The sequence below is a fragment of the Pseudomonas sp. 5.2 genome (genome assembly GCF_059025405.1).
The window spans coordinates 316023-340557 of the sequence record NZ_JBYBHH010000005.1; the positions used below are offsets into that span (position 1 = coordinate 316023).

The following is a 24535-nucleotide window of genomic DNA, read 5'->3' on the forward strand; positions in this document are numbered from 1 at the left end:
CGCCATGACCCGGTCCGTCTCGCTGATCGCCACCCTGCTGGCAACGCTGCTCACCGGTTGCCAGCAGCACCCGCCCGCTAACGACCAACTCGATGCAGTGCTCTGGACCCAGACGTCGGTGGAACACGACCTGCTGTTCCGCCAGGTGTATGCCAGTGCCACCCAGCACCTCGATAGGGCCTTGGCCGACCCCGCCTGGGATGCGCTGGCACACGCACCGCGCGCGCTACACGGCTTGCCACCGGCGCTGATCATCGACATCGACGAAACCCTGCTGGATAACGTCCCGCTCAACGCCCGTTCGATCATCAATGACCGCCCCTATGACTACGACGCCTGGTACCAGTGGGTCGATCGCGCCAAGGCCCCTGCCCTGCCCGGCGCAGTGGACTTCCTGCAGGCCGCCGCGCGCCGTGGTATCACGCCGTACTACCTGACCAACCGAGCGCCAGGCCAGGAGCAGGCAACCCTGGAAAACCTGCGCCGCGCCGGCTTCCCCATCGACAGCAGCGCCCAGATCCTCACCGCCGGCACCGCCATAGGCGGTTGCCAGGCCAGCGGTTCGGACAAGACCTGCCGCCGTCATTGGGTGGGGACCCAGGCGCGGGTGCTGATGCAGCTGGGCGACAGTTTCGGTGATTTCATGGCCACCCGCGGCAGCCTGCAGGCCCAGCTCGACGCGGCCCGCCCCTACTTCGCCTGGCTGGGTGAACGCTGGTTCCTGCTGCCCAACCCCACCTATGGCGGCTGGTACAGCGCGCCGTACCAGGGGCGCGAGGAGTTGTCGGAACAACAGAAGCGCGCCTTCAGGCACAAGGTCTTGAAGCCCCAGTACTGACGCTGCCGAGGAGGCGCCCATGTCAACGTTAGAAATCATCGCCGTGCTGTTCAACATCCTCGGCGTGTGGCTGACCACCCAACGTATTCGCTGGTGCTGGCCGGTAAGCGTGGTCGCCGTGCTGCTCTACGCCTGGATATTCTTCGACGTGAAGCTGTATTGCGACATGCTGCTGCAACTGGTCTTCGCCGTGCTGCAAGGTTACGGCTGGTGGCGCTGGAGCCAGGGTTACAGCGTCGCCGGCAAGGTCGGCGTGCAACGCCTGCCGCGCCGCGAGGCCATCGTCAGCCTGGCGGCGGGGCTTGCTGGCGCAGTACTGCTTGGCGCCGTCATGCAGCGCTACACCGATGCCTCGGCGCCGTGGATCGACGCGCTGCTGAGTTCGCTCAGCCTGGTGGCCAGCTTCTGGGCGGCACGCAAATACGTCGCCAGCTGGGGGCTGTGGATCGTGCTCGACAGCGCCTACGTCGGGCTGTTCCTGTTCAAGGACCTGCAACTCACGGCGGCCCTGTACGCCGGCTTCGTGGTATTGGCCGCCTACGGCCTGCTGGCCTGGCGCAACGAACTGCTGGCCCAGCAACAGCCCCTGCCTGCAGGCGCCGAGGTATTGCCATGAACCCGTTTCGCACCTCGTTCGTCAGCGAGTCGCAGCCACAGGCCACTTGGCGCGCCAGCCAGCCCCATTACTTGCGTATCCGCGATCAACTGGCCAGTGACCTGGCCAAAGGCTGCCTGCCCGCCGACAGCAAGCTGCCCGCAGAGCGCGACCTGGCCGAGCGTTTCGGTTGCACGCGGGTGACCCTGCGCCAGGCACTGCAATTGCTGGAAACCGACGGCGTCATCTACCGCCAGGACCGCCGCGGCTGGTACGTCAGCCCCCCACGCATCCGCTACGACCCGACCGGCATCACAGGCTTCATGGAGTACGTCGCCACTCAAGGCCGCACGCCACGCACCGAGTGCTTGCACGCCGAGCGCCGCCCGGCCGGGGCCTGGCTGGCCAAGCGCATGGGCCTGGAGCATGCGGAGGAGCCGGTGTTCTACCTGCAGCGCCGTCGCTACGTGGACCAACGCCCGGTGCTGCTCGAGTGCAATGTGCTGGTCGCCGACTGGTGCCCCGCGTTGCTCGACGCCGACCTCAACACCTCGCTGACCGCCCTGCTGCGCGAACGTTTCGGCCGCGTGCAGTCGCGCAGCGAGTTGTGCATGCACCCTGAGACGATGAACGACTTTCAAGCCGACCTGCTGCAAGTCTCTCCAGGCTCGAGCAGTTTCTACCTGGAACGCCTGAGCTTCGGCGAGCGCGGCCAGCCCGTGGAGTTCGACCAGGAATTCTGGCGCCCGGACGCCCTCGCCGTGGTGCTGCAAACCCGCTACCCCGGCCAGGTCGAAGCGTTATGAAACACCCACTCGACACCCCACTGGAAACACGCTTGCTGGCCGCCGAAGGCCTGATTTTCGACTGCGACGGCACCCTGATCGACAGCCTGCCCGCCTACGCCAGCGCCTGGCGCGCGGGCTTCGCTGCGTCTGGCAAGGGCATGGACAGCGCATGGCACGCCGCCCGCTGCGGGCTCTGCGAGACGCAATTGATGACGCATTTCGAACAGAGCCACCAGGTCACGCTGGATCGCCCCAAGGTGGTGGCGACGATGCGCCAGCACTACCTGGCCAACCTTTCCCGGCATGTGCGTGAGATCAGCCAAGTAACTGCCATCGCCAGGCGGTTTGCCGGGGTGAAGCCCATGGCGGTGGCATCCAGTGGATCACGCGAGATTGTCTTGAACTCACTGGCCGCACTGGGTTTGGTCGAGCTGTTCGGCGCCATTGTGACCATCGACGATGTCGGCAAGGCCAAGCCTGATCCTGCTATCCCTCTAGAGGCCGCCCGGCGACTGGGGCTGCCGCCTGCTCGCTGCCTGGTGTTCGAGGACAGCGAGCAAGGCCTGGAGGCAGCGCGGCGCGGTGGGCTGCCGGTGGTGGACATAAGACGGCTGAGCGCGCCTTAGATGCGCCTGTCAACGCCACTCGCTGTAAGGCTCCAGCGGCGTCACCGGCAGCGCCAGATTGCCCCGCCACGGTTCGAACAGGTAGCGCAGGTAAAGCATGCCATGGCTCGGTGCATAGTCATCGCTGTGCTGCCAGTCGAACCCGCCGCCCATTACCCAGTGATCGCTCAGCCGGCGTTCGAACAGACCGCGCAGGCGGTAACCCAGTCCGCTGCTGTTACTGGCGTCGCTGATGGCGTCGAGGTTGGAGTCGACGCCATACTGCGCCAGCACCTTGTGATTGACATGTGCATCCTGGTACAGACGGCTGCTGCCGCTGTGGGCCTGGGACCAACCGACGGAGCCCTCCAGCAGCAACGACCAGTCGTAGTTGCGCCAGGCATAACTGACCGGCACGCCGACCGACGTGTAGCGCTGCGGGCTGTAATAGCCGCCCTGCCCCAGGCTGTAGCCGCCCAGGTCCTTGTCGTGGCGCCAGTGCATCAGCGTCACGCCAACGCGCACACGCTCGTCAGCTTTTTCCACCAGGCGGTGGTAGTAGCCGGCCATGGCACGGGTACGCTGGTTGTCGGCCACGTTTTCGCCATACAGCCAATGGTGCCCCAGGCTGGCCCAAACCCCGTCATCGCCGCCTTGGTCCCAGCTCAGGCCAAGCGTGGCCCCGTTGGCCGTGACCCCACCCCAGCGCACACCCGTCGCCGGGTCACGCGCGCCCGCGAACGACAGCAGCGAGTTGCTCATCGGCCGCCGCGACGCAGTCAGCGACCAGCCGACCTGGCCGACATCGCCGTTGACCGTGGCGCCACCCAGCCAGTTGTTGACCTCGTAGCCTTGGGTGGTACCCAGGTCGAAGGCCCAGCGGCTGCCCTGCCAGCCCAGCGCCAGCACGCTACCGTCTGCGGTTTGCAAGCCACCGCTGCACCCTGGCAAGGACACCCCGTCAGCGTTGCGGCCAACAAACTGGCAGGTGCCGAAATCCGTGGTATTGCGCCCCTGATCATTGAGTTCGAATGACCCCGCATCCATGCCGATGCGCTCCACGCGCGCAAAGGCGGTACCGTCCTGCAACGGGGTATCGACATGCAACAAGGTGGACTGAGTGCTCAGTTCGGATGTGCCCGGCGTACCGTCGTCCTGGCGCCAACCGTAGTCATGCATCAGGGTCACGTGGGTATTGCGCTGTCGATACAGCGCATCGACATCGCTGCGCAGGCTGCGCGCCAACCAGTCATCGCCGTCCTGCTCTCGGCTGGCCAGCGTCATTGCGCGGTCGTCCCGTGGCGACACCGCCGCCGGGTCAAGCAACTGCGCATCGGCCATCGCTGCAGCGTAAAGGCTCAGCGCCCGCTGCGGGTCGTGCTGCGCCACCAGGCGGGCGGCGTCGCGACGCAGCAACGGATCGGGCTGCGGCTGCTGAGCAGCCATCCGCTCAAGCAGCCTGGCTGCCTGGTCGCGCTCACCCAAAGCGACCCATACCGCCGCCATGCGCTGCTGGGCGTTACTGTCATCGGCAGCCAACTGTGGCGGCTGAGCGACCAGCAACTGCCGAGCGTGCGCGAGGTTACCTTCAGCGACCCAGCTTTCGATCACGCCCAGGCGCGCTGCGGGCTGCCCGGGCCGTAGGGCCTGCACACGCTGGTAATAGCCGCGCGCCTTGCCCGGCTCACCGCGTGCCGCTGCCCAGTCGGCCAACAGCATCAGGTCGTCCGCGCCGCCCTCGCCACGCGCCAGGTTGGCCTCAAGCAGCGCGGACGCCTGCGTGCTATGGCCTTGTGCCTGCAACTGCTGCGCCGAGGCCAGGGTCATGCGGCGCCGAATGCGCTGCTCCAGCCCCTGCATGTCAGCGCTCCAGGTGCTCTGCGGCACCGCCGCGAGGCTGTCCAAGGCCAAGGCATCTCGGTCGCTGGACTCCAGGAACAGGCCATGGGCATAGCGGGTCGCCGGGTCATTGGGCTGGCGCTGCACCAGCTTGGCGAATGCCGCGTCGGCCTCGCCGGTGCGCCCCAGGTGGCGCAGGCTGTTGGCCAGTTGATAGACCAGCCAGGGCTCATCCGGGGCCAGCGCATAGGCCTGGCCCAGCGCCTGGCTGGCCGCCGACCAGTCCTCGCGCTGCAGGGCTTCATCGCCTTGCTGACGCAGACGCGCCAGTTGCAGGCTGCGGCGCAGGCTGGCGAACTGCGCTTGTTGCCGGGGTGGCAGGCTGTCGAGGTACGCCTGCGCCTTGTCGGGGGATTGCGCCTGGTACACCCGCATCAGGCCACGCACGGCACTTTCGTTATCTGGCGCCCTACGCCGCACCTGCAGGAATTGGCGCTCGGCAGCGGCTGCATCACCCTCTGCCAGGGAGACATCCGCCAGGCCCAGCAGGGCGTATTCATCCTGCGGGCGCTGCTGACGTGCCCGCAGGTAAATGGCACGCGCACCTCGCACATCGTGTGCCTGCAAAGCCCGCTCACCTTTGTTGAGCAACGCCCAGTACTGGCTGGACGACTCCAGGTCCTTCCACTGGCTGATCCAGTAGGTGTCCTGCTCCTTGGCACTCGCGGCCCGAAACGCCGCATTGGCGTCTTCATAGCGTCCCTGACGCATCAGGGCATAGCCCAAGGCACCGTGCAGGCCGGCATCGTCCGGGTACTGCCGCAGCGCCCGACGCAACTGGGCTTCGGCCTCGGCGTTACGGCCCTTGTCGAGCAACGCCTTGCCCCGTTGGCCGGCCTGCCAGGACGGGTCGGCAAGCAGTTTGCGTTGCTGTTGCAGGTTCTCGCTGGCCTGGGTCAACAACGGCGAGGCCGGGTAGCGCTGCAGAAAAGCTTGCCACGCCGCCGCACTGGCGGCGCTCACCGCCTGCCCAGACAGGTAGTCGAACTCGCGCTGGGCAGCGGCATCGCGTGCGCTAGGGTCGCGCGCCAGCTGGTCGAGCAGTGCCAGCGCTTCGCGGTCGCGGTTTTCAGCGAACAGCCAACCGGCCAGGGTCTGGCGCAGTCCCGCACTGCCTGGGTACTGCTGGTCCAACTGCTGCAACTGGCGGATCGCCGCAGAACGTTGGCCTGGCAGGTTGCCGCGCACGCGCCAGTAGTCCAGTGCCAGTTCAAGGCTGGGTGGCTCACCCGCAAACAATTGCTCATACGCCGCCAGCGCTTCTTCATTGCGCCCGGTAACGGCCAGCAGCCGCGCCTGCTGCAAGCGCCGCGCGGCCTCTGGCTGCTGCAGTTCGAGCAAGCGCAGGGCTTGGCGTGCCTGCGGGCTGCCGGGCGCCAGGGCATTGATCCGAGCCTGCAACTGCTGGGCCTCGGTGATGTTCTTGTCGCGCAACGCCAGGCTCAAGGCTGCCAGCAGCACTTGCGGGTTACGCGGTTCCAGCAATTGCAGGCGGCCCAGCGCATCGCGCACCAAGTCGTCACGGTGCAGCGCCTCGCCCCGGCGCACCTGGTCCAGCAGCCATTGGCGTTGTTCAGTTGCATCCTTGGGTTGCGCTGCGGCCTGGCACGCCACTGTCGCCAGCATCAACACGCCAATCATTCGCTGCATGGCGCGCTCCAGGCTGGCAACAGGCGACCGTGCGGGTCAAAACGGTAACGGGCTTCATCCCAGCCCTGGCCAAACAGCGCCAGCACCTGGCTGTAATAGGCGTTGGCTTCGACCGGCTGCTCGCGCAGACGCTGACGCTGGGCAGCCAGGCCAGCAGCGTGTTCAGGTAACGCTGCCAGCAAGGGCAACAACGCCGCAGAGAACCCCGTCGGGCCATGGCCACTGGTGCTGCCGCTGTGTGCCTCCACGCGCTCTGGCGGCAGGCCTTGGCGTGTGGTCACGGTCGCCATTGGGGCATAGTGGGCAACAAGTTCGCTACGTTGGGGCGCATCCTTGGCCAACATACCGACCCACAGGTACACCCGAATGGCGTCGTAGTCACCGGCATTGCCATGTTGCGGGTCCGCAGCCAGTTCTCCGGCCGGTGTCCACAGCAGCCAGTCCGGGGCAAACCCCTTGGGCGAGGACGCCAGCCACAAACGTCGTGTGTTGGCTGCCAGCTCACCCCACAGGGGGTCCACCAGGCTGAAGCGCTCTAACAATTGCAGCGGCAGGTAGCTGGGGTTCAAGCGAGTACCGCGGGCATCCTCGAAGCCGTAGTCACCCGGCAGCAGCATTACGCCCAGGCCCGGCAGCTTGCGCACGGTCTGTGCAGCGATGCGCCATAGCACGCGCTGGCCCAGTTGCGTGTACGCGGGCTCGTCCCACAGCCGCCCGGCCTCCAGCAGGCTGTAGGCAATCCACAGGTCGGCGTCGCTGGCGTTGTTGGCGTCCAGCACCTGCCACTGGCTCTGGCCATCACGGCCCCACAGCCAGGCTGGCAGGTGCCGGGCCAGGTCGCCCTCAGCCAGGTTATTGTGGGTCCAGCGCAGCACCTGTGCGAAGGCTGGCCGGTCATTGCCCACCAGGGCGAAGAACAGTGCATAGCTCTGCCCTTCCGAGGTGGTGATCAGGCGCTCGTCGCTCGGGTCGATGACCCGGCCATCCACGCTCACCCGTTCAGCCTTGAAGCGGTCCCAGGCTGGCCACGGGCAAGCCGGCGCGGCACTCACGAAAACGGGCACGCCCAAGGCGAACAGCCCTACCAGCCACTGACGCATCATCACCCCGCCTCACCCAGTCGACGCCGGCCAGCCCAGCGCAATGCCCGCCACAGCAAGAAGGCGAACAGCACCACGCAAACGGCCGCGATCGCCGCCAACAACACCGGGTGCTCGGACAAGTGGAACCACAGCAGCAGCCACCACGGCAACGCGCCAACAAAATAATGCTCGCCAACGAACTGGCTGGTCACACCGCTGCTGCGCACCAATGTGACCGAGCCCGCCACAGCATCGAGCTTGCCCACATCGCCGAGCACCTCGCGCAGCAACCCGTAGTCGCTGTCGCTGTTGGCCAACAGGGCTACGACACTGCGCTGCTCATGAAACGGCGATTTCAGCCCGGTAATGGCCGCGATCGGCGCCTGCGCGCTGACCGCCACGCGGCTGCTCGCTGCCACCGGCGTGGTATCGAAACGCTGGCTGCCTGGCAGCCCCGCGCTACGGCCTTGCAGTAACCAGTCACGCTGGGCGCTGAGCAGCAGGCCTAGGTTGGGCGCATCGCTCAATGCTTCGGGCAGGCTGCCGATCAGCAGCAGGTCGGCATCTGCCGCTGCTGCCTGCTTCCAGTCGTCGACCAGGCGCAGGCCAAGCGCTGGGTAACCGATCTGCCCGGCCAGCCCTCCCACACTGTCGAGCAAGGTGCCAACCTGCATCGCCGACGGGGTTGCCGGCATGATGACCAAGGTCTCGGAAAGGTCCGCCATGCGGCTGAACGGGAAGCCACTGCGGGCGAATGCGCGCAGGTCAGGCATGGCGATGTAATGGTGGTAGCCCGACAGGTCGATGGTCGAGTTTTCGTCGATCGCCGCCCGCACATCCACCGGCAGCGAGGTTTGGCAGTGATCGCGCTGGGCACTGCCCAGGGTGCTGGCAAAGCTGAAATCGAAGCGCAGCCGGTTGCGGTCGCCGATCTTCAACGCCGGCACCAGCGATTTCTCGGTCAAGGCAGTGCTGTCACCCGACAACACCGCCAGGCGCATCTGCTCAAGCTTGCCAGCACGCCGGTCGTTGCCCACCAGCGGCATGCTGGTGATGTACTGGTCATTGACGCTGATACTCAGGCGCGATTCGTCGGTGACTGCCGGTGCCGTGTAGCGGTACAGCGTTCGTAGCGGAATGCCTTGGTTGCGCCAGACAAACAGGTCTGGCGGCAGGTTCAGTTCCAACGTCACCGGCCGCGGCTGCAGGCCGCTGACTTGCAACTGCTCAGGGTAATCGAGCAGTTCGGCGAAACGCACCGGCCGATCAGTGCGCGTCCAGTTCGGCGCATCGTAGGGCAGGCGCGGTTGCAGCGCGGTCATCTGCTCGACCTTGACCCTGGCACCACGGAACAGGTTGTTGCCAACTGCCAGGGCCGAGGCTGCCTTGACCAGGTCTTCATCGTTGCGCCCCAGTACCAGCAGCATTTTGCTCCAACGGTCGCCGGGGTGATCGATCATCTGCAACACCGGGCCGTCCACCAGCGGAAACCTCTGCAGGTCACCCAGGAATGCAGGACGTCGCTCATTGCTGGCAAACACGATGCTCGGCCTGGGTTTGTCGGCAATGGCCGGCAGGCTGTTGTACAGCACCGGGAAGGACGCCTTGCGCCAGCCGGCCTGGCTGCCGAAGTAAGACGCCAGGATAGCCGCCGCACGCTGCTCACCCAGGCTCGGCACACCACTGAACACCACCGGCAGCTCGACCTTGCCGGTGTCGCGGGCGTCGAAGAACGGCAGCGGGAAATACGCCAGGTCGTTGTCCAGCGCCAGTGCCTGCTCGTGCAACTGCACCTGGCTCTTGCGGTTCAGGTTCAGCCATAGGCCGCTGTGCGCCGGGTCTTCGCAGATGTCGGTGTAATGCCCGACGAATTCCAAGCGTACCCGGTTGAAGTCGCTGAGCAGCTTTGGGTCCAGGGGCAGTTGTCGGCGTACGCGCTGGCCCAACTGCTGCTTCTCGACCGGCACTACCCCCATCAGCTCGTCATTGAGGTACACGCGCAGGTGCGACAGGTTCGGCAACAGCGCGGGCGAAGGCGTGTAGTCCAGCTGCAAGGTGGCATCGGTAGCCAGGCGGTCGCGACGCAGGCCGAACTCGATGTGTTCGCTGTTGCGCACCCCTAACAGCAGGCTGTCGGACGCATGCCCGAGCTGCTCGAAGGTTTTCGTAACCGGCCAGTTCGGCACCGTGGGTACGGCTGGCTCGGCAAGCGGGGTTACAGCGTCGGCTGCGGCGCTCTGCGACAAGGCGGCAAACAGCGCCATCGCCAAGCCCCAGGTACGCGCGGGATAACCAGTCATCATGCGTCTCGATCAACAAGGTTCAGGGAAGGAAAAGGCCGCGGTGTGCGGGGCCTGTAGCTGGCCAGCCAGCGCGCCAGCGTACGCAGTGGGCGCAACCACGCACGCAGCCACGGCGGCAGGTGCTCGACCAGGCGCAGGTAACCAACGCCACCCAGCTTCAGCACATCGACCAGGCTGCGCAGCGGGCGATCGGCTTCATGCTGCTCGTGCCAGCCAAGCCAGGCATCGGCGCGGGCGAAGGTGCAGTGAACCAGGTCAATACGCTGTTGCTGGCTCAAGTCATGGAACACCAGGCCCACGTGGTGCCCGACAGTACGGGTGACACAGGCCTGGAAGGCGAATTCGCGCTGGCCACGGTTGAGCAGCAGGCGTACCCGCGCCCCCGGCTGCAGCTCAAGGCCCGGGGGCAGCTGCAAGCCAACACCGCCATCGGAGTAATCCACCAGGGTGCAGGGGTAGGCGTGGCCGCTGGCAAGCACCAGCCCCGCTGGCAAGCGCATTTGTACCCGGTGGGCGCGGCGCACCTGCCGCACTTCGGCGGCCACGGCAACGGCGGCGCCGATGATCAGCAGGTTGTAGACAACCCACAGCGAGCTGACGATCACCGTGCCAATTTCTGCTGTGGGGCCTGTAAACAGGCGCCACACGGCAAAGCCCAGGCCGGCCACGTTAAAAGCCGCGAGCCACAGGTAAGGCTGGGCGATACGCCAGTCGAACTGCTCCTGCTCCATCAGGCCGCCCTTGGCGGTGACGTTGAACGTGCCCTTCTTCGGCGCAAACAGGGCGACCGTGGTGGGGCGGGCGATGTACCAGGCCAGCACGGTCTCGTAGACCTCGCCCCAGAACGTTTGCCGGTACTTGCCCTGCATGCGCGAGTTGGTCAGGCTGGCGTGGATCATGTGCGGCAGTACGTAGAGCAGGATCATCAAGGCCGGCGCATAGATGATGTAGGCATGCAGCAACAGGAACGCCAGCGGTGCGGTCAGGAATACCAGCCGCGGCAAGCCGGCCAGGAAGTGCAGCATGGCGTTGGCATAACACACCCGCTGGAACAGGCTCAGCCCGCGGCCGAACAGCGGGTTGTCGGTGCGGAAGATCTGCACCATGCCGCGCGCCCAACGAATACGCTGGCCGATGTGCGCCGACAGGCTCTCGGTAGCCAGGCCCGCTGCCTGCGGGATGCTCAGGTAGGCCGAAGACCAACCCTGGCGGTGCATGCGCAAAGCGGTATGGGCATCCTCGGTGACGGTCTCTACGGCAAAGCCACCGATGCTTTCAAGCGCGGTACGCCGCAGCACAGCACACGAGCCGCAGAAGAATGCCGCATTCCACATATCGTTACCGTCCTGGATCAGGCCATAGAACAGCTCCCCTTCATTGGGGCGACGGCGGAACGAACCCAGGTTGCGCTCGAACGGATCAGGCGAGAAGAAATGGTGCGGCGTCTGCACCAGCGCAAGCGTTGAGTCTTTGAGGAACCAGCCCACTGTCAATTGCAGGAAAGAGCGCACCGGTACGTGATCGCAGTCGAAAATGGCGATCAGCTCGCTGTCTGTCACGCTCAACGCATGGTTGAGGTTACCGGCCTTGGCGTGCTTGTTGTCCGCGCGCACGATGTAGCCCACCCCGACTTCGTCAGCAAACGCCCGAAACGCTTCGCGCCGGCCATCATCCAGGAGGTAGATGCGCAACTTCTCTCTGGGCCAGTCCAGGCCCAGGGCTGCCAGTACCGTAGTACGTACCACTGCCAAGTCTTCGTTGTAGGTCGGGATCATCAGGTCGACCGTCGGCCAGTGCCCCGGGTTTGCCGGCAGGCTCGCCGGTTTGCGCTGCAACGGCCAGCTGGTCTGGATGTAGCCCAGGATCAGCACGAACCACGAGTAAGTCTCGGCCGCCAGCAGGATCACGCCACACACCAGGTCGGTCGTGTCGTTCCAGTTCAGGGTCGAGGTGTAGCGCCACCACAGGTAACGGCAGGAGATGATGGTCGACAGCACGATCAGCATCAGTGTCGGGAAGCGGCCCGGCATGTGCCGCACCAGCATGGCAATCCCCAATAGCAGGCAGATGAACACCAACTGCGCCAGGTAGCCGAACGGTTCGGTCACGCACAGCAAGGCCAGGCCAATGGCGCAGAGTGTCAGCACGCTATAGAACGACCACCGGGCGAAGTCGCTCAAACCGCGCAGGCGTGCCGAGGCTTCTCGCTTGAAGGCACTGGCCCGATAGCGCCCGGGCAATTGTTGCAACCTGTCGATCAGCAGGCCACGGCACTGGCGCACATGCTGCCCCGCGATGCGCCACTGCGCTTGTACTGTGCGCCAAGCTTGGCTGGCCAGCCCAGGTTCGCGTGGCACCGGTGGGCGTCGCAGTAACAGCCACAGGCTCTGGATCAACACACGCAAGGGGTCGCCCAGGGTCGGGCGCTTGCCCGCCAGTTGCGGATACAGGCGCTGACGCTCGGCCAGCAAGGCCTGCCAAGCGGGCGACTCCAGACGCAAGAACAGGAAGGCCAGCCAAACACCCAGGGTAAACAGCCAGGCGACTGGCCGCTGTGCGCCGCGGGCAGTGAACCAGGTGTAGGCAGACAGAGGGGTCAAGCTCACGACGGGCGCCTCGTCAGGCAACGCACCGCCAGGCTCTGCACATCCCGGCAGGCCAAGCTCTGCGGCGCGTAATGGCCAAGCGGAGCTTTGCACGCCAAGGCTTCGAGAAAGGCCTCGTCGCGGTGCACCACCTGGATGGGCAACTGTTCACGGTACAGATCCCGCCACACCATCAGAAGGTCGCTCTGCAAGCGACTTGCCGGGTCATAGCGATTGACCAGCAGCAAGTCGTAGCGCTCGACCTGCCGCCGCCCCAGCAACAGATGGCTGGCCATCTCGGCCTCGGCCACCAGTACCCGCACATCGGTCTCGACACCGGCAGCGACATCAGCCGGCAACTGCGGCACGTCGAACAGCAGCCAGTCAAAGTGTTTGGCCAATTCGACCTGGCGAGCGTCCCACGCGGCAGCATCGGCCGCCCGCTGCGGCGCGTCGGCAGGTAGCGCGCCGAAAGGCATCAGCCACAGCCCATCGAGCACCTCGTATACAACATCGGTGCACGGCCGCCCTTCCCGCTCGGCAAGCGCCCACCCCTCGCGCGTGTCGAGGGGCAGGTTGAAATGCAACCCCAGCAGGTTGTCTGGGCACAGATCGATCAGCAGCACCCGCTCACCCACCTCCTGCAACGCATAGCCCAGCGCGGCCAGCAAGGCACTGCGCCCCAAGCCACCGCGCACCCCGTGCAACGCCAAGCTGGTCATGGTGTCACCCTCTCACGCCGCGGTGCCGTCATGGACAGCTCGCCCTGGGCGCTGGAGCGGCAGCTTTCACCCAACAACGGCCAGCGCTGCAAGGCCTGCTGAACACCTACCAGCATGGAGATGTCCTGGTAGTGCAGGCCCGGCATATCCAGGTGCTGGCGCAGTTGGGCAATGTCGTCGCTACGGTCAGCGGGGTCAGCGTTGCCAGGTTTCATCGGCGCTCCTCGGGAATGGGCTGCCAGTCCGGCTGGCCTTGCAGGCGCATGTAGGCGCGCCCTTGGTAGTTCAAGACCTGCGCACCGGAGGTTTCCGCGACCTGCTCGGTGGTCGGCAAGTCGGTCAGCAGGCTGGGCACATCCAGCGCCTGCTGCTGGCCCAGGCCGGCGTACACGCGCGAGATCAGCTCGGACAGCGCCAGGTAGCTGGTGGGGGCCGAGACCCGCAGCGGCTCGCTGCGTGCAGGCTGCCCCATGCCGATGAACTTGAGGCCAACCGGCACATGGGTAATCGACGGCGTGGGGATTTCGCGCATGCCCGACAATTGCATGCGGTCGCCATGCAGCGCGGCGCCATGTTCCGGGACGATAGCCACGACCACCCGGCGGCCGCTGCGCTCCAGCTCATCGAGGAAGGTGCCCAGCTCGCCGAACAGGCGGTTGGCGCGGGTGGCGTAATCGGCCACGCGGGTCCCCCCATCGGCGGTAACGATGCGGTTGCCGTCGTGCAGGCTGATGCTGTTGTAGAACAACGAAACATGATCATCCGCTGTGTCTTTGCGCTGCCCCCACCAACGCCGCAGCACCTCCAGGTCACTGGCAATCGGCGAGCCGTCGAAGCCGACCAATGCCCGCGGGAAATCGGTGTTACGCATACCAGGTTGCGGCATGTGCTGCTGGGTGATATCGCCGATGAAGTTGTCGAACCGCCCGCTGTGGTTGAGCAAGGTATTGCTCTGGAAGCCAAGCCTGGCCAGGTTCTGGAACAACAGGCACTGCGCCGGGGCAGGCTGGTACAGGCCCGCGTGGGACGACTGCCCACAGCTGGCACGCAACACACGGATAGCAGCTGGCCCGCTGTAGGAGGTGGCCGAGTTGAACTGATCGAAGACCACGTCCAAGCGCGAGAACAAGGGGTTGTCACGCAGCCCCACCGCCGACAGGTCGTCCCAGGCCAGCGAACAGATGTTGATCACCAGCAGGTCGAACGGCTGCTCATCGGCGCTCATCGCAGGGAATGCCGTCACCCGTTCACGCTCATGGGTGAAAAAGCGCTCAAGCCAGCTGTCGAGTGTGGCGTTGTCGGCTATCGCAGTAGCCTGCACCGGCTCAGCGGGGTGGGTGGTGGCAGTGCTGGGCACTTGGCCCGCGCTGAACCCCAGCGACGGCAGGCCACCGACTGCCAGCCACGCCAGCCCCAACAGGCTCAGGGTGCTCAGGCGCAGCCAATGGCGCAGGTACAGATAGCCCACCAGCAGCAGCATCAGCGCGCCCAGCAGGTTCCAGTTGATAAAGCGGCCCAGCAGTTCAAGCAGGTAATCCCACGAGAAATCGAGCACCCCTGGCTGCGCCAGCAGGCGGCTGAACGGCGGCAACCAAGTGTCCTGGTAGAACAGCGCGATGCCAATCGGCAGCGCCACCAACTGGCGCGCAACGCGCAGCCACTTACCCGGCAGCGGGATCAGCAGAAACACAGCGAACAGCAGGTTTGGCAGGGCCTGGAAGTCGAGCATACCCAGGGCGACCAGCAGGAACTTGGCCAAAAAATAAAGGTTCCACCCTCCCAGTCCAGGCCATTGAGCCGGTACCGGGAGAGTGGTGCTTGCATTAGTCATTACGGGGTTCCTGGCCTACAGCGCGGCGGCGTACGCCCAGCGGTTTCAAGTAACGGGGGGAAAGGCGGCGGCGCAACCAGCCGCGCAACGCGGCGCGCAGGCGCACCACCAGCAAGGCCAGCCCTACAGTGACCAGCGCAGTGATGCCAACCACTTGCAGCAGTTGCACGAAGTTCATACAGCGCCCCACTTGGCCAGTGCGACCCGGCGCGGCGCCAGGGCCGGCCGCTCGCGTGCGGGCAATTGCGCCGCCGCGTCAATCCGTGGTGGCTGTGGCACGTTGTCATCGAGGAAGGCAGGGGCGGCCAGGCTGTCGACGCCGGCAAGCACTTCCTGGCTGATGAACAGCTCTTTCCACGACAGCTGGAAGATGTGATCAAGCGCCTGTTCGACGCCTTCGGACCGGCAGGCGAACAGAAACAGGAACAGCACATCACCTACGACACAGGCGATGTCACCGTCGCGGCGGAACACGGTGCGCGAGCATGCCTGCAGCGGGGTCAGGCCAGGGGCCGGGCGCAGCACCAGCAACTGGTGGACAATTTCGCCGTTACGCACACCGTGCCACATTGTCTGCACCGCTTCAGCAAACGCGCCAGGCGCCACCAGCCCGCAGATCGCCAGCGGCCGCAAGCGCGCAAGCAAAGCATCGAAGTCGGTTGGCAGGTGCCGGCGCCAGACGTAACCCTGGATGCTCTCCACCAGGGTCAGGAAGCGCGACAGGCTCGCGCCAAAGGGCACGATCTGGGTGGCCCCGCAGGCCAGCAGCAGTTGTTCATCCTGATAGCGCAGAGTGGGCGCCATCTCGCGCACTACCAGCTTCAGGGCATTGCCGCGCAACTGGCGCAGGTGGTGCAGCTGACGCGCCAGGGTATCCAGGCGCTGCCCACCCTCCATGGCAAAAATGACCGTGGCGGATACCGCACGGCCAGCTTTGTCAGTCAGTTCGTCGAGGCTTTCGCAGACCTGCCAGTGCTCGGAGAAAGCTGGAGCGCCCTCCAGTACCGGCCGCTGGGCCAGGCACAACAGCTCATCGCCACCTGTGTCGGTTGGCGCCTGCGGCGTCGCGGCAACGGCAAAACCTGCATCAAGGCGCACCAGCTTGATGTCCCGGGTGCCAACCTTGCCCAGCGCGTTACTCCAGAAGTGCTGCAGGTAACGTACCCCGCCTTTGCCTCGATACACCTGGGCCAACCCGTCGACGCCCTGGTTGAAGGCGCGCAAGCGCTCGACCAGGCCGGCGCACTGCCCGCCGCTGATGACCAGCATCAGCGCAGCCTCCGCCATCAATACCGTGCGCAGGGCATTGCACCATTCCTCGATCTTGCCGCCATCCCAGACGTCGGCAGGCGCCAGCACGATCAGCACACGCCCAGGCACATCGATACGGGGCAGGTCATCGACCAGCCGCAGCATCGCTTGCGGGTTGGCTTCATACAACGCCAATGCGTCCGGCCCCTGCACCGCATCGAGTGCGCCTAGCACGTCACCCATGGCTTGCGCATCGGCGATCAGCGCTGCCCGCGTGCGCCCGGGCAAACCCTCCACCACCTGGCGGCACAGCACGGTGGCGTCTTCTGCGGTGTCACAGGCCAACCAGTACAGTCCTTGTACATGAAGCTGGCTGCTTTCGGCCCCTAGGCCGGAAATAGCCAACAACGGCATTGCATTCGTCAAAACACTGGCTCTTCGTCAAAAATAAAATGGCTTACAGCATGGAATTTCGCACGTGCGCCGATGACGCCTTTTGACTCACGTCAAAAAAGCGATAATTCGGCATGCGAATTCGGGGAAACGTCAACTTTACAGCACCGAGACAGGGTAGTGGCCGTTTGAAATGTAATAAATTGCAAAGGCATGCCCAGTGACATCGGCCAAGCGTTGACTTTGACGAAGGTATCGAGGGTGAAGTTGCGCTCTGATCGCCGCTGAAAACAGCTGGCACGCACCTTGAACCGAAAAATGGCACATTGATATCATTAAGCCATTTCACGTGCTGGCTGATGAAAATTGAACGCGACAGAATCCGCTGAAACCGAACACAGCAACACCACAGAAGACCACCGTGGAGATGTTCACTCTCGACGAAAATTACCCAGAATCAAGCTGATCGATGAGGTCCGTGCTCCGGTTAGTCACAGGCCCCATCACGCATCCGAAAAGCCTGCCAATACCAGTGAAAAGTACAGGCCCGATGTTGCCGTCGGCACCGCGTTCGGCATAAACGAAACCAGTAATCTGTATTCCGACCAAGTTCGCTTCAACGCCAGCGGCGGTCATGGTTTTGCAGCAGAGCAAGGCAACCACCTCATCGATAGGATCAACCTGAAGAAAGCCAGGATCATCGGCGATGACAATGCCTTGAACGGCGCCGATCGGATCATTGACGGCGTAAAAATCCAATCCAAATACTGCGCGACCGGTGGCCGGTGTATTTCCAGTTGCTATGACAAAGCGGGAAAATTTCGCTACATGCACGATGGCAAGGCCATGCAGATCGAGGTGCCGTCTGACAAATATGAAGATGCACTCAAGTCTGTCAGGGCGCGTATCGAAGCGGGAAAAATCCCCGGATACACCGATCCGAACGATGCAGAGAAAGTTGTTCGCAAGGGCAACTTGACCTACAAACAGGCCGTTAATATCGCCAAGTTCGGGACCGTCGACAGCATCACCTTCGATGCACTCAACGGGATCAAGGTCGGGGTTGCGGCAGGCTCCCTTTCTGCCGCAGTGGCATTCGCCCAAGGCATCTGGTCAGGGCAGCCTCCTGCCGTCGCTCTGAAAAACGCCGCCTGGGCAGGTCTCAAGGTGGGTGGTAGTGCACTTGCTATCAGCGTGATTTCCAGCCAACTGGGCCGAACGGCGTTCGAGCAAGCGTTTCGCGAAGTAAGCAAAGCGTTCGTTGAACAACTGAGCCCGAAATTGGTATCCGCCCTGGTCAAGTCCATGACGGGGAAAGTGCTTACCGGCGCCGCGGCGACCAACACGCTCGCCAAACTGCTGCGCGGTAATATGGTCAGTCTGTTGATATCGACTGTTGTGTTGTCGACAGGCGATATCATCCGTGCCTGTCGGGGGCGTATTTCCACGCTGCAATTCGCCAAGAACGTTACCGGCATTGCCAGTGGCGTCGGTGGTGGATACGCAGGCTTCACCAGCGGCGCACTGGCTGGAACGGCGTGTTTTCCGGGCCCAGGTACGCTTATTGGCGGTATCGTCGGCGCCATCGGTGGCAGCTTGGCCGCAGGCTACTTGACCAGCTCGGTGATGGACAACCTGATCACCGACGACGCAGTCGCCCTGCAAGCCTTGTTTGAAATGCAGTTGGTGAAGGTTGCCAAAGACTACCTGCTGTTGAGTGATGAAATCGAAGACATCGTCAGCCTGCTGGATGAAGACGGTCTACCAGACTTCTTCATGCAGGCACACGCGATGGGCGATGCAGGCCGAGCCGAATTCATGAGCCAGCGGCTCGAAGGTTATGCTCAAGTAGCCTTGAAGTTGCGCGCGGCGATTGGTGCTCCGTCGGATGATGAGCTGATACAGCAGCAAGCCTGCATTATCGGTGAATTGAGTGCGGCCGAATACAACGGCGAATTGTCAACACCGTCGGAAACAGCTGAACTGACGGCCACCTTCGCTGAGGTACTTACAGGTTTCTTGAACGTAGAGGGCGTTAAATCCGACTCTATCATTTGGGGCGAAGCGCTCGTCACCACAAGGGGCTTGAAAAAACTCGGCAACGCGCTGAATTCGTTTGGCCGAATTGAAGAGGGGGCACCGATAGATGCCGTTATCGCCGTTATCGATACAACGACACTGGGCGCCGCAACCGACGGGATCATTCTGACCCACGCGTCCATGTGGATAAAACCCTTGTTCAGTGACGCCTACAAAATCGACTATCACACACTGCCGTCGAATACACGGGTTGGCGATGAACACCTGGAAATCAATGGCTACGCGCCCATTGGCTTGTCATCCAAAGAGCTTCGCATTGATATGCGCAGGATTTTGCGCCTGATCAAAGGGCACTTCCGACTGTAGTACACCTCCCCCGCTGATTCACAGGCGTCGAATGTTGTAGGTGAAGGTGTTTTTTACATCGACCACCGCCTACCCATTCACCGCCCGGGGCTGGCATTCAATGCGCTTTGCCGCCACGAGCGATGGTTTGACGAGCACCGGATGGCAATGCTTGATTTTCCGCAGCCATTGGCTTGAATGAATGAAAGCAACTGGCAACTCTCTAGACCACACGGGTTACTTAGTGTGCTGACTGAGCCCAGAGAAGGGTCTGGCCGACCCTGAGCAGTTCACTCGGCGGAACGTGTTTCAGGGGGGCTGATCCTGTGATGGCGTCTATCTGGAAAATGGCATCTGCAAACTGCAGTTCGTCAACTTTCGATAAAATGGCGGGTAGTCAGCCATGACTGAACACGACCCGACCGGGCCTGCAGCGCCCGCTGAGACCACTGACACGCCACCTGCCAACGACTCCAGAAACCTGATCACTGCCCGACGACACCAACTCGTGGCCGAAAGCGCCAACGTTGCTGGGCAATTGCCTGCAGGGGGCAACGACGTTTGGGGCCTGGCACTTTCCGGTGGCGGCATCCGCAGCGCGACCTTCAGTTTTGGCCTGCTGCGCGGGCTCGCAAGGCAGCGGCTACTCAACCGTTTTGACGTGCTCTCGACGGTTTCCGGCGGCGGCTACGTAGGCAGCATGCTCGGGCGTCTCTATGATCGCGAGCGACCGGATGCTCAACAGATCGCCAAAATCTCCACCGGGTTAGCAAACACCGCCACCATGCAGGGTGCCAACCCGTCGCCAAAAGCCGCCGCCGACCGGGTTGAAGAAGCCGTGGCCAATGCCGAGAACGCCTGGTTCGGCTGGTGGCTGCGGTCCAACGGGCGCTACCTGGCACCCGCCGGCTTCATCGACCGACTGTTTGCCATAACACTCTACCTGCGCAATCTCCTGGCATTGCATTTTGAATTCGGGCTTCTTGCAGTGCTCGCGGGATGCCTGTTGACAGCAGTGGATCTTGGTGTATGGCAGGGTATCGCAGCAACTGGCTATCGAGCGGAAACAACCGAGCTGTTCAACTGGCTGGCATTCCTCAAACCGTGGCTGCCGACTGCCTGGCTGGCATTGACGATCATACTGCCGATCGCGCTGCACCTAGTGTTCACGTACTGGGACACGCAGTGGGTCGGTAAACGATTTGGCTGGTATTGCATGGGGAAAGCTGTGGTGTCCGCAACACTGGTAGTTGCAGCACTGCAAATCAGAAAAATGCTGCAACCCTCCCCGACTGCACAAGATACCGTGGCCCTGGTCAACCTCCTGCCTGGCGTGGCAGCGGCCGTCGTCGTGCTCCTGGCCACCTCTGCCCTTCATGCCGGCCTGGCATGGCACCACCTGGTAAAAAAGAACGCCCTGCAGGTGGCCCGTGGTGCACCTGAGAAAGATGCCCTGTCGGAGCTGCGCAACCAGTTGACACATCAACTGATGGGGTGCCTTGGGTTGAGCCTGCTTATCGTGGCGCTGGGCACCGCCGAACGCCTTGCCTGGTTGCTGGCATTCCAGACTCGCGTTTTCGAAACGCTTGACCTAGGGATACTGCTGGCAATCGTTTCCGGTGTTGCCCAGGCCGTGATGCTCAGCCTCCGGGCGAGCAAGGGGCGAACGCAGCAGCACGCGAAGCCGGCCGGTCACCTCCTTCCCCACCTCTTTCAACTGGCCGGTTACCTGCTCACTGCCGCGTTGTTCGTCTGGTGGGTGTCGCTGGTCTTGAAAGTCAGCTTCGCCCCGGTGTTTCCGGGCTTCATAAAATCTGACGGCGAGACTGCCGGCCTGACACAGCCGCAATTCGGCGCGGGTTGGCTGTCATGGTTCTGCATCGTTGGCCCCACAGCGCTGTACGTTGCGGCAACCGGGTCGAACTTGGGCTTCCTCAACCTTTCTTCTCTGCATACGTTCTACAAAGCCCGGTTGGTGCGCAGTTACCTAGGAGCAACCAACAATGCTCGCTTCAGTGGGCGTGGGGCCTTCTCGGCCCTTGCATCGATCGACCCCAGCGAGCTCACTACGAGCAGGGTTCTTAATGTCGGCAAGGTCGCTCCCGGTGATGACGTACCGTTCGCGGACTACAAGCCGCACCTGGCCGGCGGCCCTGTTCACATCATTAACACCTGCGTCAACCAGACAGCCGACCCGCAGGGCCGTCTATTCAACCAGGACCGTAAAGGTTTGCCCCTGAGCGTGCGGGCCGGCGGTGACTCACGCCTGAGTCAAGAAGGCTGGAGAAACGACTTCCCGGGGATTGGCAAGCTCAGCCTCGGGGGCTGGCTGGCCGTCTCCGGCGCCGCGGCTGCGCCGGGGCTGGGTGCCGGAACACAACGCGGGTTGGCAGCGTTACTCACCTTCGCCGGTGTGCGCCTGGGGTACTGGCTCTCCCGCGAAGAGCGGCAAGGCCCCACAGGCACTCAGTGCTCCTCCATCCGCCGGGCGTTGAGCGGCGTCACGAGCAAGTCTAAGGCGCTGCTGCAGGAACTGTCTGCGACCTTCGGTGCTGGCCCCAAGGATAACTGGTACCTCAGCGATGGCGGGCACTTCGATAACACCGGTGTCTATCCGCTGCTGCTCGAACGCGCCAGCGTGATCGTACTGGCCGACTGCGGCGCAGACCCCGGCTATTCGTTCGAGGACGTTGAAAACCTGGTGCGCAAGGCACGCATCGATCTGGATACCACCATCACGTTCCACGCACCTCGTGACTGGTCGCTGCTTGCATCGAAAGCCACCCGTAAACCTGCAGGCGGGTGGTGCAGCAGTCTCAGTTACTTCGGCACGCTGCAGGACCTCGCACAGGACGACAACGAGAGCTGTCTGGCACTGGCCACGATCCACTACCCGGATGCGCCCGCGTCGAAACCCGGGATTCTCATACTGGTAAAGCCCAATACATGCAGGTCGGTTTCGATGGATGTGGCGAACTACAAGCGCCAGCACCCGCTGTTCCCGCAGGAGCCCACAGGCGATCAGTTTTTCAGCGAGAGTCAATGGGAATCCTACTTTTCGCTGGGTACGGACCTCGGCGAACACCTCTCCAGCAAGCTGATTGCCCAACTCAGGGCGCACCTGAGTACTTTGTTCGATCTTAATCCGGGCCAGGTGCCCTCGTTACCTGTTGCAACTGTTGCAACGGTGGCCGACAAACCTGCCGCTCCTCGCGTTTCGAGAAGTGTTTGGGGGCGTCAGGCAGGTGCGGTTGGCGCCACCCTTGGGGCAGGGGCTGTCCTGTCGCTGGGCGTTGCCGCCTGGCAGTCGTTCGAGTCATACCGAACAGCACAAAACACCCGAACAGTGGGCGAGCGCAACGCCATGGTGGAGATCTCACAACTGTGGGAAAAGCTGCCGCCCAAGACGCCGAGCAGTGATGCCTCTGGCGCCGCCAATCGACTCGCAGTGGCTCTGCTACGCGCGGGAGACGCCTATTGCGTGAAAGGCGAAGCAGACTGGCTCATGAACTCGGAATTTGGCATGCGCGTGATTGCGGATGTCGTTGCGTCTTGCTCAGCACTGAGGGAAAACATGGGGCGTGCCTGCCAGGCCATGGTGGAGGCCAGGCTTGGCCTTGCATCAATGGCTGCGGGGGCTTGCCTGGTGAGCACGCGCCCACCTTCACCGGCGGTGTATTGGGGCTACGACTACAGTGCGAGTGGCACATGGAATACGCTGCATCCCTGCTCTGCACGGCGTGATGAGCTGGCTGGGCAATTTGAGTACCTCAAGAGCGCCTACGGGATAACAGGCAAGGGTGTTCCTGAACAAGGTGAGTTGACGGACATTCAGGAGCGCTGCCATGGGCCAGCTTCAACGGTTGTGGAAGTGAGCCCGCCTCAAGCGCCTGTTGAACCCGCACAACCGCGCCCAACTCGAGATGAGGACGCTGCGGTCTGCGAAGGCATTACGATCTATATGCAGATCTATGGCCCGACGATGCGCGACCAGGTCCGTGAGTTCCGGACATGGTGGCGTGACAATTGGCACGCCAACGTGCCCCCCATTGAAGATGTCGTTGCCACCGCCTTCCGTGCCGCACGTCCTGCGCCCAAAGAAGTCGCTAAAACAACGATTCGTTATCACGACGACTTAGGGAAGATCTGTGCAGAATCGATCGTCAAGGCCGTGAAAGCTGAAGTGCCGGACGCTGATTGGCAGTCGGAGCCCCTCTCCCCCACCCTCAAGGGCGCCAAGGGTGTAATCGAGGTGTGGTTCAGCAGCGGGGACAAGGTCAGTGGGGAGATGTTCAAGAAAGAGGGTTAGTGGGACCAAGCGCTTATGAACCCAACACGCAACCCTTACCCTCTCTCCTCAGGCTGCCATGATTTGCGCCAGGAGCTTGTCCCACCCTTCTGGCAACTCCAGCCCAAGGTCGGATCGTTTTTTCATGGCAGCCGCCACGGCTGTCTTGATTCGTTGCCGCTCGGGTTCACCCACTATGGGCATACGTGCAACCAAGGCACTCGCCGCCTGATATCCGGTAAAGGCAGGTTCTTCATACAAACGATTGGCCAGCCACTCGATATAATTAGGGTCAAACTTCATTTGTAAAATAATGACCGCTGCCAAGCGTTCGCCTGGCGATGCGCTTTGTGTGAGCTGCGGCAAAAAGGGCGCTGTCGCCAGTGCCAGCTTTTTCATGCTACTGGCAATCTCTGACATCTTGAGGGTACGCGCGTCTCCAGAAGGCATTGCACCCCGCACCGTTTCGTACTCGCGAGCCAGTACCTGCAGCGGCGCAAGTAGCTCATTCGGCCGGTCCGTAGGGGCAACCAGCAAAATGCGTTCGGCGGCCCGCCGATCGGTCGAAGACGGCACAGACGGCACACCGCTAGCATTCACACTGTCGGGGGACACATGGGAGAGTTCCGCGGCAACCACTTCGCGCCACTTGAACATCTGATTATTAGAGCGAATGAAAGCGCCCTGCAAGAAGAGGCGCGTATAGAGATAACCACATAGAAATCCAACGACGGGAAAGCCGATGACCAAGGCAGTCGCCGCGGAAACATCAACACTGGTAGGCGTGGCATGTAATGCAGCCGCCGCTTTGTGACTGACAAGCACCACGCGCTCCTCGATTGCTTTCAGATTGACCAGGCTCAGACCCACTAGGATTTTTGTAAGCCAGTCAGAAACCTCCTCCAGGTTCGTATTGGGACGGCCTGTGTCCCCCTCTGTCTCAACAGGCCCTGCCTTAACGTCGTGCCGCGCAGGGTCACTTGCTGCGTTGTGTCTTGTAACACCAGCACCTGAACGGGGAATGCCGAAGAGAAATCCAACCGTCGCGCCAACGGATAAACAGGCCATTGCCCACATCAACATCGCGCCGACGGCGCTGGCAGGCCAACCCACCCAGATCACGGCCCCGAACCCAAGAAACAAAAGCGGCAGCAAAGCAGTATTGACCTTCCTGATGTCATCGAAATCGCGTCTGTTTACCTCAACGCTCGATGCAGCGTTGGACGACCACAGCGACTTGATGCTTTCCAGCCATGACTGAAGCACTTCTTTCATCGCCATGTCATCTGCTCCCCTATACGCGCATCATGAGGGCCTCAA

16 protein-coding genes are annotated in these 24535 nt (G+C 63.1%); 6 read left to right on the forward strand and 10 right to left on the reverse strand.

Annotation, left to right across the window (positions count from 1 at the left end; all coding sequences use genetic code 11):
- Positions 1 to 4: 4 nt before the first annotated feature.
- The 4 genes from AC5PZ0_RS10695 to AC5PZ0_RS10710 are packed head-to-tail and all read left to right on the forward strand — an operon-like array spanning position 5 to position 2847.
- Positions 5 to 838: a 5'-nucleotidase, lipoprotein e(P4) family gene (locus AC5PZ0_RS10695; RefSeq protein WP_493854880.1), complete on the forward strand. Its 834-nt coding sequence runs from the start codon at positions 5 to 7 to the stop codon at positions 836 to 838.
- Positions 839 to 857: 19 nt separating this feature from the next.
- Positions 858 to 1454, forward strand: coding sequence for a nicotinamide riboside transporter PnuC (gene pnuC / locus AC5PZ0_RS10700; RefSeq protein WP_099429583.1), 597 nt, complete (start codon positions 858 to 860; stop codon positions 1452 to 1454).
- The gene (locus AC5PZ0_RS10705) at positions 1451 to 2239 is read left to right on the forward strand and encodes a GntR family transcriptional regulator (RefSeq protein ID WP_085273773.1); all 789 of its coding nucleotides are present in this window, start codon (positions 1451 to 1453) and stop codon (positions 2237 to 2239) included. The genes pnuC and AC5PZ0_RS10705 overlap by 4 nt, the downstream gene beginning before the upstream one ends.
- Positions 2236 to 2847, forward strand: a complete 612-nt coding sequence (locus tag AC5PZ0_RS10710) for an HAD family hydrolase (protein ID WP_274883392.1) — start codon at positions 2236 to 2238, stop codon at positions 2845 to 2847. Before AC5PZ0_RS10705 ends, AC5PZ0_RS10710 begins: the two co-directional genes overlap by 4 nt.
- 9 nt (positions 2848 to 2856) lie before the next feature.
- Here the strand turns inward: AC5PZ0_RS10710 and bcsC are convergent, their stop codons facing one another.
- Genes bcsC through bcsE form a run of 9 tightly spaced genes read right to left on the reverse strand, consistent with a single transcriptional unit; the run spans position 2857 to position 16563 of the window.
- On the reverse strand, positions 2857 to 6375 hold the full coding sequence (gene bcsC / locus AC5PZ0_RS10715; protein ID WP_493854881.1) for a cellulose synthase complex outer membrane protein BcsC: 3519 nt from the start codon (positions 6373 to 6375) through the stop codon (positions 2857 to 2859).
- On the reverse strand, positions 6363 to 7478 hold the full coding sequence (gene bcsZ, locus AC5PZ0_RS10720) for a cellulose synthase complex periplasmic endoglucanase BcsZ (RefSeq protein ID WP_493854882.1): 1116 nt from the start codon (positions 7476 to 7478) through the stop codon (positions 6363 to 6365). Before bcsZ ends, bcsC begins: the two co-directional genes overlap by 13 nt.
- The gene (gene bcsB / locus AC5PZ0_RS10725) at positions 7478 to 9760 is read right to left on the reverse strand and encodes a cellulose biosynthesis cyclic di-GMP-binding regulatory protein BcsB (protein WP_265968071.1); all 2283 of its coding nucleotides are present in this window, start codon (positions 9758 to 9760) and stop codon (positions 7478 to 7480) included. Before bcsB ends, bcsZ begins: the two co-directional genes overlap by 1 nt.
- Positions 9757 to 12366, reverse strand: coding sequence for a UDP-forming cellulose synthase catalytic subunit (gene bcsA / locus AC5PZ0_RS10730; RefSeq protein WP_493854883.1), 2610 nt, complete (start codon positions 12364 to 12366; stop codon positions 9757 to 9759). The genes bcsB and bcsA overlap by 4 nt, the downstream gene beginning before the upstream one ends.
- A complete protein-coding gene (gene bcsQ, locus AC5PZ0_RS10735) occupies positions 12363 to 13067 on the reverse strand; it encodes a cellulose biosynthesis protein BcsQ (RefSeq protein WP_493854884.1) in 705 nt (234 codons plus the stop codon). The genes bcsA and bcsQ overlap by 4 nt, the downstream gene beginning before the upstream one ends.
- Complete coding sequence (gene bcsR / locus AC5PZ0_RS10740) at positions 13064 to 13282, reverse strand: cellulose biosynthesis protein BcsR (protein WP_027596471.1); 219 nt, start codon at positions 13280 to 13282, stop codon at positions 13064 to 13066. Before bcsR ends, bcsQ begins: the two co-directional genes overlap by 4 nt.
- Positions 13279 to 14898 (reverse strand): cellulose biosynthesis protein BcsG, encoded by a 1620-nt coding sequence (gene bcsG / locus AC5PZ0_RS10745; RefSeq protein ID WP_493854885.1) that lies wholly within the window; start codon positions 14896 to 14898, stop codon positions 13279 to 13281. Before bcsG ends, bcsR begins: the two co-directional genes overlap by 4 nt.
- Positions 14891 to 15076 carry a cellulose biosynthesis protein BcsF gene (bcsF, locus tag AC5PZ0_RS10750; RefSeq protein ID WP_493854886.1) on the reverse strand — a complete coding sequence of 62 codons (186 nt, stop codon included), beginning with the start codon at positions 15074 to 15076 and terminating at the stop codon, positions 14891 to 14893. The genes bcsG and bcsF overlap by 8 nt, the downstream gene beginning before the upstream one ends.
- Positions 15073 to 16563, reverse strand: a complete 1491-nt coding sequence (bcsE, locus tag AC5PZ0_RS10755; protein WP_493854887.1) for a cellulose biosynthesis protein BcsE — start codon at positions 16561 to 16563, stop codon at positions 15073 to 15075. Before bcsE ends, bcsF begins: the two co-directional genes overlap by 4 nt.
- Positions 16564 to 16908: 345 nt before the next feature.
- Between bcsE and AC5PZ0_RS10760 the strand changes: the two genes are divergently transcribed.
- Together AC5PZ0_RS10760 and AC5PZ0_RS10765 are read left to right on the forward strand one after the other, a co-directional pair.
- A complete protein-coding gene (locus tag AC5PZ0_RS10760; protein WP_493854888.1) occupies positions 16909 to 18948 on the forward strand; it encodes a YeeR family protein in 2040 nt (679 codons plus the stop codon).
- Between the two features lie 382 nt (positions 18949 to 19330).
- Positions 19331 to 23236 (forward strand): patatin-like phospholipase family protein, encoded by a 3906-nt coding sequence (locus AC5PZ0_RS10765; protein ID WP_493854889.1) that lies wholly within the window; start codon positions 19331 to 19333, stop codon positions 23234 to 23236.
- A gap of 48 nt (positions 23237 to 23284) precedes the next feature.
- Here AC5PZ0_RS10765 and AC5PZ0_RS10770 read toward each other — a convergent pair whose 3' ends face one another.
- The gene (locus AC5PZ0_RS10770) at positions 23285 to 24496 is read right to left on the reverse strand and encodes a hypothetical protein (RefSeq protein WP_493854890.1); all 1212 of its coding nucleotides are present in this window, start codon (positions 24494 to 24496) and stop codon (positions 23285 to 23287) included.
- Positions 24497 to 24535 lie beyond the last annotated feature (39 nt).

Excerpts from the sequence above, each read along its gene's own strand:
- bcsZ (WP_493854882.1), bottom strand. The coding sequence starts at position 7,478 with ATGATGCGTCAGTGGCTGGTAGGGCTGTTCGCCTTGGGCGTGCCCGTT.
- AC5PZ0_RS10765 (WP_493854889.1), top strand. The coding sequence starts at position 19,331 with ATGACTGAACACGACCCGACCGGGCCTGCAGCGCCCGCTGAGACCACT.
- bcsQ (WP_493854884.1), bottom strand. The coding sequence starts at position 13,067 with ATGACCAGCTTGGCGTTGCACGGGGTGCGCGGTGGCTTGGGGCGCAGT.
- bcsC (WP_493854881.1), bottom strand. The coding sequence starts at position 6,375 with ATGCAGCGAATGATTGGCGTGTTGATGCTGGCGACAGTGGCGTGCCAG.
- bcsF (WP_493854886.1), bottom strand. The coding sequence starts at position 15,076 with ATGAACTTCGTGCAACTGCTGCAAGTGGTTGGCATCACTGCGCTGGTC.
- AC5PZ0_RS10710 (WP_274883392.1), top strand. The coding sequence starts at position 2,236 with ATGAAACACCCACTCGACACCCCACTGGAAACACGCTTGCTGGCCGCC.
- bcsR (WP_027596471.1), bottom strand. The coding sequence starts at position 13,282 with ATGAAACCTGGCAACGCTGACCCCGCTGACCGTAGCGACGACATTGCC.
- pnuC (WP_099429583.1), top strand. The coding sequence starts at position 858 with ATGTCAACGTTAGAAATCATCGCCGTGCTGTTCAACATCCTCGGCGTG.
- AC5PZ0_RS10770 (WP_493854890.1), bottom strand. The coding sequence starts at position 24,496 with ATGGCGATGAAAGAAGTGCTTCAGTCATGGCTGGAAAGCATCAAGTCG.
- bcsB (WP_265968071.1), bottom strand. The coding sequence starts at position 9,760 with ATGATGACTGGTTATCCCGCGCGTACCTGGGGCTTGGCGATGGCGCTG.
- bcsE (WP_493854887.1), bottom strand. The coding sequence starts at position 16,563 with ATGCCGTTGTTGGCTATTTCCGGCCTAGGGGCCGAAAGCAGCCAGCTT.
- AC5PZ0_RS10705 (WP_085273773.1), top strand. The coding sequence starts at position 1,451 with ATGAACCCGTTTCGCACCTCGTTCGTCAGCGAGTCGCAGCCACAGGCC.
- bcsG (WP_493854885.1), bottom strand. The coding sequence starts at position 14,898 with ATGACTAATGCAAGCACCACTCTCCCGGTACCGGCTCAATGGCCTGGA.
- AC5PZ0_RS10695 (WP_493854880.1), top strand. The coding sequence starts at position 5 with ATGACCCGGTCCGTCTCGCTGATCGCCACCCTGCTGGCAACGCTGCTC.